The 15,068-nt window shown below is 72.2% G+C and carries 15 protein-coding genes; 14 read left to right on the top strand and 1 reads right to left on the bottom strand.

Annotated features, from left to right (window positions below):
• The first annotated feature begins 286 nt into the window (after positions 1-286).
• From ABT041_RS14150 to ABT041_RS14120, 7 genes are all read left to right on the top strand, one after another.
• Positions 287-1,069: a 2-keto-4-pentenoate hydratase gene (locus ABT041_RS14150; RefSeq protein ID WP_351183697.1), complete on the top strand. Its 783-nt coding sequence runs from the start codon at positions 287-289 to the stop codon at positions 1,067-1,069.
• Positions 1,070-1,076: 7 nt separating this feature from the next.
• Positions 1,077-1,988, top strand: a complete 912-nt coding sequence (locus tag ABT041_RS14145; RefSeq protein WP_351183695.1) for an acetaldehyde dehydrogenase (acetylating) — start codon at positions 1,077-1,079, stop codon at positions 1,986-1,988.
• A 10-nt stretch (positions 1,989-1,998) separates the two neighbouring features.
• Positions 1,999-3,021 (top strand): 4-hydroxy-2-oxovalerate aldolase, encoded by a 1,023-nt coding sequence (gene dmpG, locus ABT041_RS14140; protein ID WP_351183693.1) that lies wholly within the window; start codon positions 1,999-2,001, stop codon positions 3,019-3,021.
• Between the two features lie 25 nt (positions 3,022-3,046).
• Positions 3,047-4,201, top strand: coding sequence for a 3-ketosteroid-9-alpha-monooxygenase, oxygenase component (locus ABT041_RS14135; protein WP_351183691.1), 1,155 nt, complete (start codon positions 3,047-3,049; stop codon positions 4,199-4,201).
• A gap of 1 nt (position 4,202) precedes the next feature.
• The gene (locus tag ABT041_RS14130) at positions 4,203-4,505 is read left to right on the top strand and encodes a hypothetical protein (RefSeq protein ID WP_351183689.1); all 303 of its coding nucleotides are present in this window, start codon (positions 4,203-4,205) and stop codon (positions 4,503-4,505) included.
• A complete protein-coding gene (locus tag ABT041_RS14125; RefSeq protein WP_351183687.1) occupies positions 4,498-5,544 on the top strand; it encodes a 2Fe-2S iron-sulfur cluster-binding protein in 1,047 nt (348 codons plus the stop codon). The genes ABT041_RS14130 and ABT041_RS14125 overlap by 8 nt, the downstream gene beginning before the upstream one ends.
• Before the next feature lie 76 nt (positions 5,545-5,620).
• Positions 5,621-6,451: an RNA-guided endonuclease InsQ/TnpB family protein gene (locus ABT041_RS14120; protein WP_351183685.1), complete on the top strand. Its 831-nt coding sequence runs from the start codon at positions 5,621-5,623 to the stop codon at positions 6,449-6,451.
• A 110-nt stretch (positions 6,452-6,561) separates the two neighbouring features.
• Here the strand turns inward: ABT041_RS14120 and ABT041_RS14115 are convergent, their stop codons facing one another.
• Positions 6,562-7,443, bottom strand: a complete 882-nt coding sequence (locus ABT041_RS14115) for an IclR family transcriptional regulator (RefSeq protein ID WP_351183683.1) — start codon at positions 7,441-7,443, stop codon at positions 6,562-6,564.
• A gap of 181 nt (positions 7,444-7,624) precedes the next feature.
• Here ABT041_RS14115 and hsaA (ABT041_RS14110) point away from each other — a divergent pair, with 181 nt between their 5' ends.
• From hsaA (ABT041_RS14110) to ABT041_RS14080, 7 genes are all read left to right on the top strand, one after another.
• Positions 7,625-8,794 carry a 3-hydroxy-9,10-secoandrosta-1,3,5(10)-triene-9,17-dione monooxygenase oxygenase subunit gene (hsaA, locus tag ABT041_RS14110; RefSeq protein WP_351183681.1) on the top strand — a complete coding sequence of 390 codons (1,170 nt, stop codon included), beginning with the start codon at positions 7,625-7,627 and terminating at the stop codon, positions 8,792-8,794.
• A gap of 117 nt (positions 8,795-8,911) precedes the next feature.
• The gene (gene hsaA, locus ABT041_RS14105; protein ID WP_351183679.1) at positions 8,912-10,078 is read left to right on the top strand and encodes a 3-hydroxy-9,10-secoandrosta-1,3,5(10)-triene-9,17-dione monooxygenase oxygenase subunit; all 1,167 of its coding nucleotides are present in this window, start codon (positions 8,912-8,914) and stop codon (positions 10,076-10,078) included.
• Positions 10,079-10,090: 12 nt separating this feature from the next.
• Positions 10,091-10,951 carry a 4,5:9,10-diseco-3-hydroxy-5,9,17-trioxoandrosta-1(10),2-diene-4-oate hydrolase gene (gene hsaD, locus ABT041_RS14100; RefSeq protein ID WP_351183677.1) on the top strand — a complete coding sequence of 287 codons (861 nt, stop codon included), beginning with the start codon at positions 10,091-10,093 and terminating at the stop codon, positions 10,949-10,951.
• Between the two features lie 26 nt (positions 10,952-10,977).
• On the top strand, positions 10,978-11,871 hold the full coding sequence (locus ABT041_RS14095; RefSeq protein ID WP_351183675.1) for a VOC family protein: 894 nt from the start codon (positions 10,978-10,980) through the stop codon (positions 11,869-11,871).
• The gene (locus ABT041_RS14090) at positions 11,859-12,347 is read left to right on the top strand and encodes a flavin reductase family protein (RefSeq protein WP_351183673.1); all 489 of its coding nucleotides are present in this window, start codon (positions 11,859-11,861) and stop codon (positions 12,345-12,347) included. The genes ABT041_RS14095 and ABT041_RS14090 overlap by 13 nt, the downstream gene beginning before the upstream one ends.
• Entirely contained in the window at positions 12,347-13,216 is an 870-nt protein-coding gene (locus ABT041_RS14085; RefSeq protein ID WP_351183671.1) for a MaoC/PaaZ C-terminal domain-containing protein, read from the top strand. Before ABT041_RS14090 ends, ABT041_RS14085 begins: the two co-directional genes overlap by 1 nt.
• 171 nt (positions 13,217-13,387) lie before the next feature.
• Complete coding sequence (locus tag ABT041_RS14080) at positions 13,388-15,067, top strand: FAD-dependent oxidoreductase (RefSeq protein ID WP_351183669.1); 1,680 nt, start codon at positions 13,388-13,390, stop codon at positions 15,065-15,067.
• Position 15,068: the final 1 nt, after the last annotated feature.

Raw genomic sequence — 15,068 nt, 5'->3', positions numbered from 1 at the left:
CGCCGTCCCGTGTGCCCACCCTCCCCCAAGCTCTCGGCTTCGCTCGAGCAGGGGGGACCCCCATCGCCCCAGCGGGACGATTGCCCACACGGCGGTGGGCCCCGCCCCGCCCGGGCGCGGGTCCGCACACGGGGGCGGACCGGCGCACCGCCCCGCCCGGGCGCGACGGGCAGCGGGCAGCCGCCCCGTCCCCTTTCCCGCTCACCGGGAACTGGCGCTCCCCGGCACCCGCACCCCCCGCCTAGCCTCCCCGGACAGCCACAACCGCCCGCAGGAGGGACCCGCCATGCTCACGGACCGCCAGAGACTCGAGGCGGCCGAGCTGCTCCGCTCCGCCGAACAGCACGTCGCGCCGATCGCCCCGCTGACCGAGGCCTTCCCCGGCATCGGGACCGAGGACGCGTACGAGATCCAGCTCGTCAACATCCGGCACCGCCTCGCGGCCGGGGCGGAGGTGCGCGGTCACAAGGTCGGCCTGTCCTCCCCGGTCATGCAGCGGATGATGGGCGTCGACGAACCGGACTACGGCCATCTGCTCCACGACATGGAGCTCCACCAGGACGAGCCGGTCCGCGCCGCCCGCTACTGCGGGCCGCGCGTCGAGGTCGAGGTCGGCTTCGTCCTCGGCGACGACCTGCCGGGCGAGACCTGCACCCCCGCGGACGTCCTCGCCGCCACCGAACGCGTCGTGCCCGCCCTGGAGCTGATCGACAGCAGGATCCGCGACTGGCGCATCACCATCGCCGACACCATCGCGGACAACGCCTCCTCCGCCGGGTACGTCATCGGCGAGGGGCGGGATCCCCGCGAGCTCGACCTCAGGGCGATCGACGCCCGGCTCAGCAGCGGTGGCGAGCTGCTCGCCGAGGGCCGCAGCGACGCCGTGCTCGGCGACCCGGTCCTCTCCGTCGCCTGGCTCGCCCGGACCGTCGCCCGCTTCGGCGTGCCCCTGAAGAAGGGTCACGTGGTGCTGCCCGGCTCCTGCACCCGGGCCGTCGACGTGACGGCCGGGGCGACCTTCACCGCCGAGTTCAGCGGCCTCGGCTCCGTCTCCCTCTCGTTCATCTGAGGTGATCATGACCATCAAGGCAAAGGCGACCGCCGCCATCGTCGGCTCGGGCAACATCGGCACCGACCTGCTGTACAAGCTGCGGCGCTCCGCGTACGTCGAGCCCCGCTGGATGATCGGCGTCGACCCCGACAGCGAGGGCCTGGCCCGCGCCGCCCGGGCCGGCCTGGAGGCCAGCCACGAAGGCGTCGACTGGCTGCTCGCCCAGGACGAGAAGCCCGACATCGTCTTCGAGGCGACCAGCGCCTACGTCCACCGGGCCAACGCCCCGCGCTACGCCGAACTCGGCATCAAGGCCGTCGACCTGACACCGGCGGCCGTCGGCCCCGCCGTCGTCCCGCCCGCCAACCTCCGCGAGCACCTCGACCGGCCCAACGTCAACATGATCACCTGCGGCGGACAGGCCACCATCCCCATGGTGTACGCGGTCTCCCGCGTCGTCCCCGTCTCCTACGCGGAGATCGTCGCCTCGGTGGCCTCCGTCTCGGCAGGGCCCGGAACCCGCGCGAACATCGACGAGTTCACCCGCACCACCTCGCGCGGCATCGAGACCATCGGCGGCGCCGAGCGCGGCAAGGCCATCATCATCCTCAACCCGGCCGAACCACCGGTCATCATGCGCGACACCGTCTTCTGCGCCATCCCCGAGGACGCCGACCGCGCCGCCGTCACCCTCTCCGTCAAGGAGATCGCCGAACAGGTCGCCTCGTACGTCCCGGGCTACCGCCTGCGCGCCGAGCCGCAGTTCGACGACCCCAGCCCCGAGAACGGCGGCATGGCCCGCGTCGCGATCTTCCTGGAGGTGGAGGGCGCCGGCGACTACCTGCCGCCCTACGCCGGAAACCTCGACATCATGACCGCCGCCGCCACCAAGGTCGGCGAGGAGTTCGCCAAGGCGATCCTCGCCCCCGGCGCGTAAGGAGCCCCGCATGCCCTACTCCGACACCCTCGACATCCGGATCACCGACTCCTCGCTGCGCGACGGCTCGCACGCCAAGCGCCACCAGTTCACCGCCGGGGACGTACGGTCCGTCGTCGCCGCCCTCGACGACGCCGGCGTCCCCGTCATCGAGGTCACGCACGGCGACGGACTCGGCGGATCCTCGTTCAACTACGGGTTCTCCAAGACCCCCGAACAGGAACTCATCAAGGTCGCCGTCGACACCGCGCAGCAGGCCAGGATCGCCTTCCTGATGCTCCCCGGACTCGGCGTCAAGGACGACATCCGGGCCGCCCACGGCAACGGCGCGGGCATCTGCCGCATCGCCACCCACTGCACCGAGGCCGACATCGCCGACCAGCACTTCGGACTCGCCCGCGAGAGGGGCCTGGAGACCGTCGGCTTCCTGATGATGGCCCACTCCACGACCCCCGAGAAGCTGGCGCGCCAGGGCCGCATCATGGCCGACGCGGGCTGCCAGTGCGTGTACGTCGTCGACTCCGCCGGCGCCATGGTCATGGACGACGTCACCGCCCGCGTCGAGGCCCTCGTCGCCGAGCTCGGCGGCGACGCCCAGGTCGGCTTCCACGGTCACGAGAACCTGGCCCTCGGCACCGGCAACTCCATCGCAGCCGTCAGGGCCGGAGCCCTCCAGATCGACGGCTCCACCCGTCGGCTCGGCGCAGGCGCCGGCAACACCGCCGTCGAGGCCCTCGTCGCGGTCTGCGCCAAGATGGGCATCCGTACCGGCATCGACGTACTGAAGATCATCGACGCGGCCGAGGACGTGGTCCGACCCGTCATGGACGACGAGTGCCGGCTCGACCGGCTCGCCCTGCTCATGGGCCACGCCGGCGTCTACTCCAGCTTCCTCAAGCACGCCTACCGGCAGGCCGAGCGCTACGGCGTCTCCGGCGCCGAGATCCTCCTGCGCGCGGGCGAACGCCGCCTGGTCGGCGGCCAGGAGGACCAGCTCATCGACATCGCCGTGGAACTCGCCGCACAGAACTGAACCGACAGGAACAAGGAGGGACGAGATGACTGTTCTCAACGACGAGGTCAGGGTCATCGAGACGGGCAGGCCGCCGACGCGCTTCGCCCGGGGCTGGCACTGCCTCGGCCTCGCCGAGACCTTCAAGGACGGAAAGCCGCATGAGATCGAGGCCTTCGGCACCAAGCTGGTGGTCTTCCGGGGCGAGGACGACGGGCAGCTGCACGTCCTGAACGCCTACTGCCCGCACATGGGCGGCAACCTCGCCCAGGGCACGGTCAAGGGCGACGCCGTCGCCTGCCCCTTCCACGACTGGCGCTGGTCGGGCGACGGCCGCTGCGCCGGCATCCCGTACGCCCGACGCGTCCCGCCCCGCGCCAGGACCCGCGCCTGGCTCTCCCTGGAGCGCAACAAGCAGCTCTTCGTCTGGAACGACCCCGAGGGCAACCCGCCGCCCCCCGAGGTGACCGTCCCCGAGATAGCGGGCATCCACGGCCCGGACGCCGGCCAGTGGAGCGACTGGACCTGGAAGACCCTCCGGGTCGAGGGCGCCAACTGCCGCGAGATCGTCGACAACGTCGTGGACATGGCGCACTTCTACTACGTCCACTACGCGTTCCCCGAGTACTTCAAGAACGTCTTCGACGGCCACGTCGCCACCCAGTACATGGAGAGCAGCCCCCGCGGCGACATGGAACTGGGCACCCTCAGCTCCGGCCGCCTGCGCTCCGACGCCTCCTACTTCGGCCCCTCCTACATGATCGACCAGCTCTACAGCGACGTCGGCGGCGGCCTGGAGATGGAGATCGTCCTCATCAACTGCCACTACCCGATCGACGGGAACAGCTTCCTCCTCCAGTACGGGGCGATCGTGAAGCGGCTCCCCGGCATGACCGACGAACAGGCCGCCGAGGCCGCGCGGCTCACCGCCGAGGGGGCCACCGTCGGCTTCGAGCAGGACGTGGAGATCTGGCAGAACAAGACCCGGATCGACAACCCCCTGCTCACCGAGGAGGACGGCCCCGTCTACCAACTGCGGCGCTGGTACGAGCAGTTCTACGTGGACGTCGCCGACGTCAAGGACGAGATGACCCGCCGCTTCGAGTTCGAGATCGACACCCAGCGCGCCAACACGGCCTGGCGCGCCGAGGTCGCGGAGAACCTGGCGCGCCGCGCGGCGGAGACCGGAACCGGAGCCTGACATGCGAGCGGTGGAGTGCGCGGCCTGCGGCAACCAGGTCCTGTGCGAGAAGTTCAGCGTCGCCCACACCTCCGTGCAGTGGACGGCCGACGCGGCCGTCGTCTGCGCGGAGTTCCGCGACCGGGCCGGCCCCGGCGGGACCACCGCACGGATGCGGACCTGCCGGGCCCTGCGGGCCAGCATCGACCGCGCGGTCGAGGACGGCAGCCTGACGGTCGGCACCTCGGAGCCGGCCGGCCCGGAGTCCGGCAGCCGGCAGTACGACATGGCGGGCACCGCGACCACGGAGGCTCACGATGCCTGAGCCCACCACCGGCCCCCGCATCCACCGGCTGCGCGTCGTCGAGGTCGTCGCCGAGACGGCCGACGCGCACTCCCTGGTGCTCCAGGCACCACCGGAGAGCGCCGACCGCTTCACGTACCGCCCCGGGCAGTTCCTCACCCTGAGACTGCCCGGCGCGGACGGGAAGCCGGCCGCCCGCTGCTACTCCCTCGCCAGCTCGCCCCACACCGGCGAGCCCCTGAAGATCACCGTCAAGCGCGTCGCCGGCGGGTACGGCTCCAACTGGGTCTGCGACCGCCTCACGGCGGGCGACGAACTGGAGGTGCTGCCCCCGGCCGGCACCTTCACCCCGGACTCCCTCGACGAGGACCTCCTGCTCGTCGCCGGAGGCAGCGGCATCACCCCGGTCCTGTCGATCGCCAAATCGGCCCTGGCCGGGGGCCGGGGCCGGGTGGTGCTGCTGTACGCCAACCGCGACGAGTCCTCGGTCATCTTCCGCGACGAACTGCGGGAGCTGACCGAGGTCCATCCGGACCGGCTCCTTGTGATCCACTGGCTGGAGTCGCTCCAGGGCCTGCCCGCCGCGGACCTGCTGGCCGCCCCGCTCGCGCCGTACGCCGGCCGGGAGGCCTTCGTCTGCGGCCCCCAGCCGCTCATGGACGCCGTCGAACAGACCCTGCGCACGCTCGGCGCGCCCGGCGACCGCATCCACCGGGAGAAGTTCTTCTCCCTCGGCGCGGACGTCTTCGACGCCCCGGCGGTGCCGAACGGCACGGCGGCCGGGGGCGGAGGCACGGCCGAGGTCGAACTCGACGGCGAGACCCACACCGTCGCCTGGCCGGCGACGGCACCCCTCCTCGACGTCCTCCTGGCCGCCGGCGTCGACGCCCCGTACTCCTGCCGGGAGGGCGCCTGCAGCGCCTGCACCTGCCGCGTCGTGTCGGGCGAGGTCAAGATGCTCCGCAACGACGCCCTGGACGACCAGGACATCGCCGAGGGGTACGTCCTGGCCTGCCAGGCCCTGCCCCTCACCGACCGGGTCGAGATCACCTACTCCTGAAGCGTGGCGACTTGTCGCCAGGAGGACTGTTGGTGTCCGTGGTCCGCACTGTGGTGGCGGGAGGGGGTGGGCCGGGATGATTCGTGCGTACAAGTTCCTCATGCGGCCCACAGTGGGCCAGGTGATCGCGCTCGGCGAGATGCTGCGGGATCACTGCTCGCTCTACAACGGAGCATTGCAGGAACGCCGTGACGCCTACCGGCACGCCTCGAAGACCTCGGTCAAGTACGGGCAGCAGTCCGCGCAGCTCAAGGAGATCCGGGCCTTCGACCCCGAGCGTCAGGGGCGTTGGTCGTTCTCCTCGCAGCAGGCCACGTTGCGGCGGCTGGACAAGGCGTTCGCGGCGTTCTTCCGGCGGGTCAGGACCGGGGAGACGCCCGGCTATCCGCGCTTCCGCGGGGTGACCTGGTTCGATACCGTCGACCGGGCGGTCGAGAAGGTCGCCAAGCTGCACCGCAGGGTCCGCCGCCAGCGCCTGGAGCACGCACACAAGACCGCGCTGGATCTCGTGCGGGCACACGACGTGATCGCGCACGAAGACCTCAAGATCCGCAACATGGTCAAGGCCCCCGCGCCGAAGCCGGACCCCGACCAGCCAGGCGGCTTCCTGCCCAACGGAGCCGCCGCCAAGGCCGGGCTGAACCGTTCGATCTCGGATGCCGGATGGGGGGTGTTCCTGACGATCCTCACCGCCAAGGCTGAAAGCGCCGGACGGGACGTGATCGCCGTGGACCCCCGCAACACCTCCCGAACCTGCCCCGAATGCGGGCACGTCTGCGCGGAGAACCGGCCCGCCCAGGAGAAGTTCCACTGCGTCTCGTGCGGCCACCAGGCCCACGCGGACACGGTGGGCGCCCTGAGCGTCCTACGGGCCGGGCTGGTCCGTCGCGAAGCCCCACCGGCATAGCGAGAAGCCCCCTCATTCATGAGGGAGGAGTCACCGACTCCGTCCACCCGACGGACCTCGCGATCGTGGACGCCGCGCTCGCAGGGGACGAGACGGCGGCGTTCCATCCGTCACATCCAGTCGCTGAACCGCAGCCAGGCCATCATGTTGTCCATCGAGGGCTGCGAAAGCCCCACGGTGGACCCTTCACCGGCCGGCCGGTCCCGCTTCTCGGACTGCCGGCCGGGCCCGAACATCGACTGCCACACCGACCGGGCGCAGCCGCGCACGGCCGGCGAGAGCCGCTCCATCTCCCGGTGGACGCCGTGGCCGCTCACCGAGATCGCGGCGATGGCCCGGCCCGCACCGCGCAGCGGAGCGGCCACGCAGAAGACCCCGCGGTAGCCCTCCTCGTGGTCGAAGGCCACACCCCGCTCCCGCGTCATCGCCAGCTCACGCCGGAAGGACTCGGGGCGGGTGAGGGTGCGCGGGGTACGCGGCCGCAGCCCGTCCCGTATCACCTGCTCCACCGGCCCGCTGTCGCTGAACGCCAGGATCGCCTTCCCCGAGGCCGTGCAGTACGCCGGCTGCCGTCCGCCCGTGCGCGAGGGCACGACGGAGTCGTCCGAGCCGCCGATCCGCTCCAGGTAGACCACCTCGGAGCCGTCGAGCACGGTGAGGTGCACCAGATGGCCGGTGGACTCGTGCAGCGCGTGCAGATGCGGCAGCGCCGCCCGGCGCAGCCGGTTGTGGTGCGAGGCCATCGCGCCGAGCTCCAGCATGCCCATGCCGAGCCGGTAGTCGCGGCCCTCGCGCTCCAGCCAGCGCAGCTGCACCAGCTGGTCGAGGATGCGGTGCGCGGAGGAGCGGCGGATGCCCGAGCGCTGCACGACCTCGGTGAGTGTCAGCCGGGGCCCCGCGCTCTCGAAGGCGCTCAGCACCTTCGCCGCCTTCTCCAGCAGGGACAGAGGCGGCATCCCGGCCTCGACAGCCTCGACAGCACTGGTCGTCATCGGCACCTCCCACACGGACAACGCAGTGGATCGACCCCTGGCCAGGTCCGTAATCTCCGGTATTGCGTGGAGATTGCCAGAGGATGACAGCGCTGTGAAGAGGGAGTTCCGTCTCGGAACAGTAACGCGTAGGTTCCCTGTCGTCACGGCACGACGAGACCGGAATGCAAGAGGTGCGCCCATGCGCGAAGAGGACGTCCTCGCGGCGGTCCGCGCCCTCGCCCCCGCCCTGCGCGAGCGAGCCGCCGAGGCGGAGGAGCTGCGCCGGGTGCCCGACGCCTCCGTCGAGGAACTGGAGAACGCCGGCTTCTTCCGGCTGTTCCGCCCCCGCGCGTACGGCGGACTCGCCGCCGACCCGGCCTGCTTCTACGCCGCCGTGCACGAGATCGCCAAGGCGTGCGGCTCGACCGGCTGGGCGGCGGCGGTCCTCGGCGTCCACCCCTGGTACGCGGCCCAGTTCGACCCCCGCGCCCAGGAGGAGGTCTGGGGCGCGGACCGAGCCGCGCGGATCTGTTCCTCCCACGCGCCCACCGGGGAGGTCACCCGCGTCGACGGCGGCTTCCGGCTCTTCGGCCGGTGGCACTTCTCCGCCGGCTGCGACCACGCCCGCTGGGCCCTGCTCGGCGGTGTCGTCGGCGACGACGAGGGCCGGCCGGTCGACATGCTGACCTTCCTCGTCCCCCGCTCCGACTACGGCGTCGACGACGTGTGGGACACGATCGGCCTGCGCGGCAGCGGCAGCAACGACATCGTCGTCGAGGACGCCTTCGTCCCCGCCCACCGGGCCCTCGGCTACGGCCCGGTGACCACGCTGAGCTGCCCCGGGCACGAGGTCCACCCCGAACCTCTGTACCGGCTGCCGTACGCCGCCGTCTTCACCACCACCATCTCCACCGCGATGGTCGGCATCGCCGAAGGCGCCCACGAGGACCAGCTCGCCGCGGCCCGCGACCGCCTGAAGGCCCCGCAGGGCGGACGGACCGCCGAGGACCCCTTCGCCCAGCTGCGCATCGCCCGCGCCGCCGGCGAGATCGACGCCGCCCGGCTCCAACTCCACCGCAACATGGCCGAGCTGTACGCGCTCGCGCGCGCCGGTTCCCCGATCCCCATGGAACTGCGCGCCCGCGCCCGCCGCGACCAGGCCCTCGCCACCGAACGCGCCATCACCGCCGTGGACCTGCTCATGGAGAACGCCGGCCGGGGCCCGCTGCGCGTGGGCGACGACGTCCTCCAGCGGGCCTGGCGCGACCTGCACACCGGCCGTGGCCAGGCCGCCAACGACGTGGACCGGGCCCTCGTCCTCTACGCCCAGGACGCCCTCGGCATGGACGTCCACGACCCCATGCTCTGACCCGAGAAGTCGTTCCGCGGGCGGGTTCCCGCTCAGTGGGAGCAGCGCATTTCTCTGCCGTACGGCACGCCGTACGGTCCTGGCATTCCCCCACCACGACCCGAAAGGGGATGCCCCATGGCCGATGACGTCCTGGCAGCGATCCGTGACCTCGCCCCCGCCCTGCGCGAACGCGCGGCCGAGGCCGAGACGCTGCGCCGCGTGCCCGACACCTCCGTCAAGGAACTGGAGGACACCGGCTTCTTCCAGCTGCTCCAGCCGAAGGCCTTCGGCGGCCGCGCCGCCGACCCGGTGCTCTTCTACTCGGCGGTCAAGGAGATCGCCAAGGCGTGCGGCTCGACCGGCTGGGTCGCCTCCGTGGTCGGCGTCCACCCCTGGCACGTCGCCCTGTTCGACCCCCGCGCCCAGCAGGAGGTGTGGGGCCAGGACCCCAAGACCCGCATCGCCTCCTCGTACGCCCCCACCGGCAAGGCCACCGCCGCCGACGGCGGCTTCCGGCTCTCCGGCCGGTGGCACTTCTCCTCCGGCTGCGACCACGCCCGCTGGGTGCTCCTCGGCTGCCTCGTCACCGACGGCCGGGGCAACCCGGTCGACATGCGGACCTTCCTGATCCCCCGCTCCGACTACCGCGTCGACGACGTGTGGGACACCGTCGGCCTGCGCGGCACCGGCAGCAACGACGTCGTCGTCGAGGACGTCTTCGTCCCCGACCACCGCGCCCTCAGCTTCGGCCCGGTCACCGCCCTGAAGGTGCCCGGCCACGAGGTCAACCCCGAGCCGCTGTACCGGTTGCCGTATGCCGGGGTGTTCACCACCACCATCTCCACCCCGATCGTCGGCATCGCCGAGGGCGCCTTCGAGTCGTACGCCGAGGCCACCCGGCAGCGGTTCCGCGTCTCGTACGGACAGAAGGTCGCCGAGGACCCCTTCGCGCAGGTCCGCATCGCCCGCGCCGCCAGCGACATCGACGCGAGCTGGCTGCAACTCACCCGGAACGTGAGCGAGATGTACGCCCTCGCCGAGCGCGGCGAGGAGATCCCGATGGAGCTGCGCACCCGCACCCGCCGCGACCAGGTCCTCGCCACCGAACGCTCCGTCGCGGCCGTCGACCTGCTGATGGAGAACTCCGGCGGCAGCGCCATGCGCACCGGCCCCGGCCTCGTCCAGCGCGCCTGGCGCGACGCCCACACCGGCCGCGGCCACGCCGCCAACGACCCCGAGCGGGCCCTGGTCATGTACGGGCAGAGCGCGCTCGGCATCGACATCCACGACACCATGGCCTGAGAGGCGCTGACGATGGCAGAGCTCACCCACGAGTCGACCTCCCGCACCGTCAAGGCGGCCGGGCTCACCCTCCACTACCACGAGGCCGGGCCGGCAGAGGCCCCCGTCGTGATCATGCTCCACGGCGGCGGGCCCGGTGCCTCCGCCTGGAGCAACTTCGGCCGCAACCTCCCCGTCTTCGCCGGGAACTTCCGCACCCTCCTCGTCGACCAGCCCTGCTTCGGCCGCTCGGACAAGCCGGAGCTCGACAAGGACTACTTCAGCTACAGCGCGGACGCCGTCGCCGCCCTCATGGACGAACTGGGCATCGACCGGGCGCACTTCATCGGCAACTCCCTCGGCGGCGGCACCGCCGTCCGCATCGCCCTGAACCACCCGGACAAGGTCGGCAAGCTCCTCCTGATGGGCCCCGGCGGAGTCTCCCTCAACCTCTTCGCCCCTGACCCGACCGAGGGCATCAAGCGGCTCTTCGAGTTCAACTCCTCGCCCGAGCCGACCAAGGAGCAACTGCGCTCCTTCCTGGGCGTCATGGCGTACGACCAGTCGATCGTCACCGACGAGCTCGTCGAGGAACGCTGGGCCTCCGCCACCGACCCCGACACCCGGCTCGGCACCGCCCGGATGGGCGCCTCCTTCGCCGACCCCGCCTGGGCCGAGGCCACGATGCTCTGGCGCGAGGCGCACCGGATCACCCAGCCGGTGCTGCTCACCTGGGGCCGCGAGGACCGGGTCAACCCGCTCGACGGCGCACTCGTCGCCCTGAAGACCATCCCCGACGCGCGGCTGCACGTCTTCCCGCACTGCGGTCACTGGGCGCAGACCGAGCAGGCCGACGAGTTCAACCGCCTCGCGGTCGACTTCTTCTCCCACTGAATCCCTTCACCGAAGAGGTGCACACCATGGACATCCGTGCTCTCGGCTACCTCCGCCTGGAGACCACCACCCTGGACGAGTGGCGCCGCTACGCGCTCGACGTCCTCGGCATGGTGGAGGCATCCGGCACCACCGAGGACACCCTCTGCCTCCGCCTGGACGACCGCGCCTACCGCATCGTCATCCAGGCCGGCGAGAGCGACCGGCTCCTCGCGGCCGGCTGGGAGGTGGCCAACGCCGCCGCGCTCACCGCCGCCGCCGAGCAGCTGGAGGCGGCCGGCGTCGCCGTCAAGGCCGCCGACCCCGCCGAACTCGCCGAGCGCCGCGTCCAGGGCCTGATCCACGTCACGGACCCCGGCGGCAACCCGCTGGAGATCTACTGGGGTCAGGCCCAGGACCACAGCGCGCTCGGCACCCCGTACGGCAACCGCTTCGTCACCGGCGACCTCGGCCTCGGCCACGTCGTCCTCCCGGTGCCGGACATCGAGGCCGCGCTCGACTTCTACGAGAACCTGCTCGGCTTCCAGCTGCGCGACTCGATGAAGCTGCCGCCGCAGGCCGTCCCGACCGCCACCGAGCAGCGGGACTTCCACTGGATGCACTTCCTCAGCCCCAACCGCCGCCACCACAGCCTCGGCCTCTACCCCGGCGCCCTGCCCCCCGGCATCGTGCACTTCATGGTGGAGCTGGAGACCCTCGACGACGTCGGCCGGGGCCTCGACCGCATGCACGCCGCCGGCATCCCCATCGCCTCCAGCCTCGGCCGCCACACCAACGACCGCATGGTGTCCTTCTACGCCCAGGCCCCCGGCGGCTTCCAGGTCGAGTACGGCTGGGACGGCCTCGTCGTGGACCCCGCCACCTGGGTCGCGAAGGAGATCACCGCCGACAGCTTCTGGGGCCACCAGTGGAACGGCTGATCCCGCCCTCCGAGTTCCGTGACGTCCTGGGCCGCTTCGCCAGCGGCATCACGGTCGTGGCGACCCTCGACGCCGACACCGGCGAACCCGTGGGGTTCGCCTGCCAGTCCTTCGCCTCGCTCTCCCTCGACCCTCCGCTGGTGATGCTCGCCGTCGGCAAGAACTCCACCAGCTGGCCGAGGATCGAGCGGTCCGGCCGCTTCTGCGTCAACATCCTCGCCGAGGACCAGCAGGCCACCTGCGCCGCCCTCGGCCGCAGCGGCCCCGACAAGTTCGCCGGGGTTCCCTGGAGCACCGGCGAGCACGGCACCGTCCGCGTCGACGGAGCCCTCGCGCACGTGGAGTGCGTACTCGACGCCGTGTACGAGGCCGGGGACCACCACCTCGTCACGGCGCAGGTGGTGGCGCTCGACGCCGGCGAGGACGGCCGGCCGCTGCTGTTCTTCCGCAGCCGCTACGCCGTGGGCGCGTTCTGATGCCCATCGACGTCGAGAAGGCGCTCTCGGCGCCTCCGGTCCGCACCGAGGTCGTGTGGGACGAGCCCGACGTACGGCTCTACCACCTGGCGCTCGGCGCGGGAGTCCCCGAGACCGACCCGCGCGAACTGCGGTACGTGTACGAAGGGCACGAGCGGGGCCTTCAGGTCCTGCCCACCTTCGGAGTCGTCGCGGGCGGCACCGGCGGGGTCGGCTTCCAGGTCTTCGACCTGCCGGGCGTCGACATCGACCTGGCGAAGGTGCTGCACGGCGGCCAGGAGATCACCGTGCACCGCCCGCTGCCCGCCGCCGCCCGGGCGACCGCCGTCACCCGGGCCGCGGCCGTGCACGACAAGGGCAAGGCCGCCGTCGTCGTGCAGGAGTCCACCCTCGTCGGCGAGGACGGCGAGCCGCTGATCACCCAGCGGAACCAGATCTTCGTCCACGGGGAGGGCGGCTTCGGCGGCGACCGCGGCCCCTCGGAGCGCCTCCCCACGCCCGACCGCGCCCCCGATCTGGTGGCCGAGATCCCGACGCTCCCGCAGCAGGCCCTGCTCTACCGGCTCACCGGCGACTGGAACCCGCTGCACGCCGACCCGGCCACCGCCCGCCGCGCGGGCCACGACCGCCCCATCCTGCACGGGCTCTGCTCCTTCGGGATGGCGGTCAAGGCGGTCACCGACCGGCTGCTCGGCGGCGACGCCGGCGCGGTCGCCGCCTGCCGCACCCGTTTCGCGGGGGTCTTCTTCCCCGGCGAGACCCTGCGGCTGCGCGTCTGGGACGCCCCCGACGGCTACCGCCTGACGGCCACGGCGGCGGACCGCGCGGACGCGCCGGTCCTCACCGACGCGCGGATCACGGCCCGCTGAACCGAGACGCGGAGCAGCGCGTGCCGAACGGCCGCGCCGCACACCGCGTGCAGAACGGCCGCGGAGCACCGCGCGCCATGACCCGGCGGTCGGGGCGGAGGACGGCCCGCCCCGGCCGCCGACCCACCCAGGGCCTGCGCAACAGGTCCTGTCACGACCAGGGAGAACCGCATGAACGACCAGTGGGACCACACGTACGACGTGGTGGTCGTCGGCTCCGGCGCCGCCGGCATGGCCGCGGCCATCACCGCCCGGCTGCGCGGCCTGACCGCCCTGGTGCTGGAGAAGACCGACGTCTACGGCGGCTCGACCGCCCTGTCCGGCGGCGCGATCTGGGTCCCGGACAACTTCCACCTCGACGAGGCCGGGCTCGGCGACACCCCCGAGAAGGCCCGCGCCTACCTGGACGCCACGGTCGGCGACCGGGTCACCGCCGAGCGCAAGGACGCCTATGTCACCCACGGACCGCGCATGGTGCGGGAGTTCCACGACCGCACGGACGTGAGGTTCGTCTACACCCCCGGCTACTCCGACTACTACCCCGAGCGGCTCGGCGGCTACCCGCAGGGCCGCTCCGTCGAACCGCAGATCTTCGACTTCAGGAAGCTCGGCCCGGAGCAGCGCGCCACCATGCGCCGCGCCGGCCTTCCCACGTACGGCCTCACCATCACCTCCAAGGACTTCCGGCAGCTCAACATGGTGGGACGCACCTGGGCCGGCCGACGCACCGCCCTCAAGGTCGGCGCCCAGGCGGTCAAGGCCCGGCTCTCCGGCCAGGAGCTGCTCTCGCTCGGCGAGGCGCTGATCGCCCGCATGCGGCACTCCCTCGACGCGCTCGGCGCCGAACTGTGGCTCTCCGCCCCGCTGACCGGCCTCGTGGAGGAGGACGGCCGGGTCACCGGAGTCCGGATCACCCGGGACGGCCGGGAGCTCACCGTCCGCGCGCAGGGCGGCGTCGTCCTCGCCTCCGGCGGCTTCTCGCACGACCAGCGGCTCCGCGAGAAGCACCTGCCGGCCCCGACCTCCACCGCGTGGAGCTCCGCCGCCGAGGGGCAGACCGGCGACGCCCTGGAGCCGGCCGTGGCCCTCGGAGCCGCGACCGACCTCATGGACAAGGTGTGGGGCGCCCCTTCGGTGGTGCCGCCCGAGGGCAAGCCGTTCTTCCTCGTCGCCGACCGAGGCATCCCCGGGATGGTGATCGTCGACCAGGCGGGGGAGCGGTACGCCAACGAGGCCGCCCCGTACCACGAGTTCGTCGACGCCATGTACGCCCACGACGGGCCCGGGGCGAGTACCGTGCCGTCCTGGCTGATCCTCGACGCCACCGCCAAGGCCCGCTACATCTTCATGGGCCTCTTCCCGGGCCAGGCCTTCCCCAAGCCGTGGCTGGAGAGCGGCTTCGTGAAGAAGGCGCCGACCGTCGAGGAGCTGGCAGCCCGCATCGACGTCGCCCCGGAGCGGCTGCGCGCCACCGTGGACCGCTTCAACGGCTTCGCCCTCGCCGGCCGCGACGAGGACTTCCACCGCGGCGAGAGCGTCTACGACCGCTACTACGGCGACCCGACCCTGCCCCATCCCAACCTGGCGCCGCTGGACAAGGGGCCGTACTACGCGATCCCCGTCCACCCGGGCGACATCGGCACCAAGGGCGGCCTGCTCACCGACGCGACGGCCCGCGTGCTGCGGGAGGACGGCAGTGCCATCGACGGTCTGTACGCCTCCGGCAACGTCTCGTCCGCCGTCATGGGCGAGACCTACCCGGGCCCGGGCGCGACCATCGGCCCCGCCATGACCTTCAGCTGGCTCGCCGTCGACCACATCGCCCGCACGCGCTCCGCCGAGGCATGGTGAC

The sequence above is a fragment of the Streptomyces sp. NPDC002825 genome, from assembly GCF_040295385.1.
Classification (GTDB): domain Bacteria; phylum Actinomycetota; class Actinomycetes; order Streptomycetales; family Streptomycetaceae; genus Streptomyces.
Note: the sequence above shows the minus strand (reverse complement) of the source record. Positions and strands in the feature narration are given on the sequence as shown.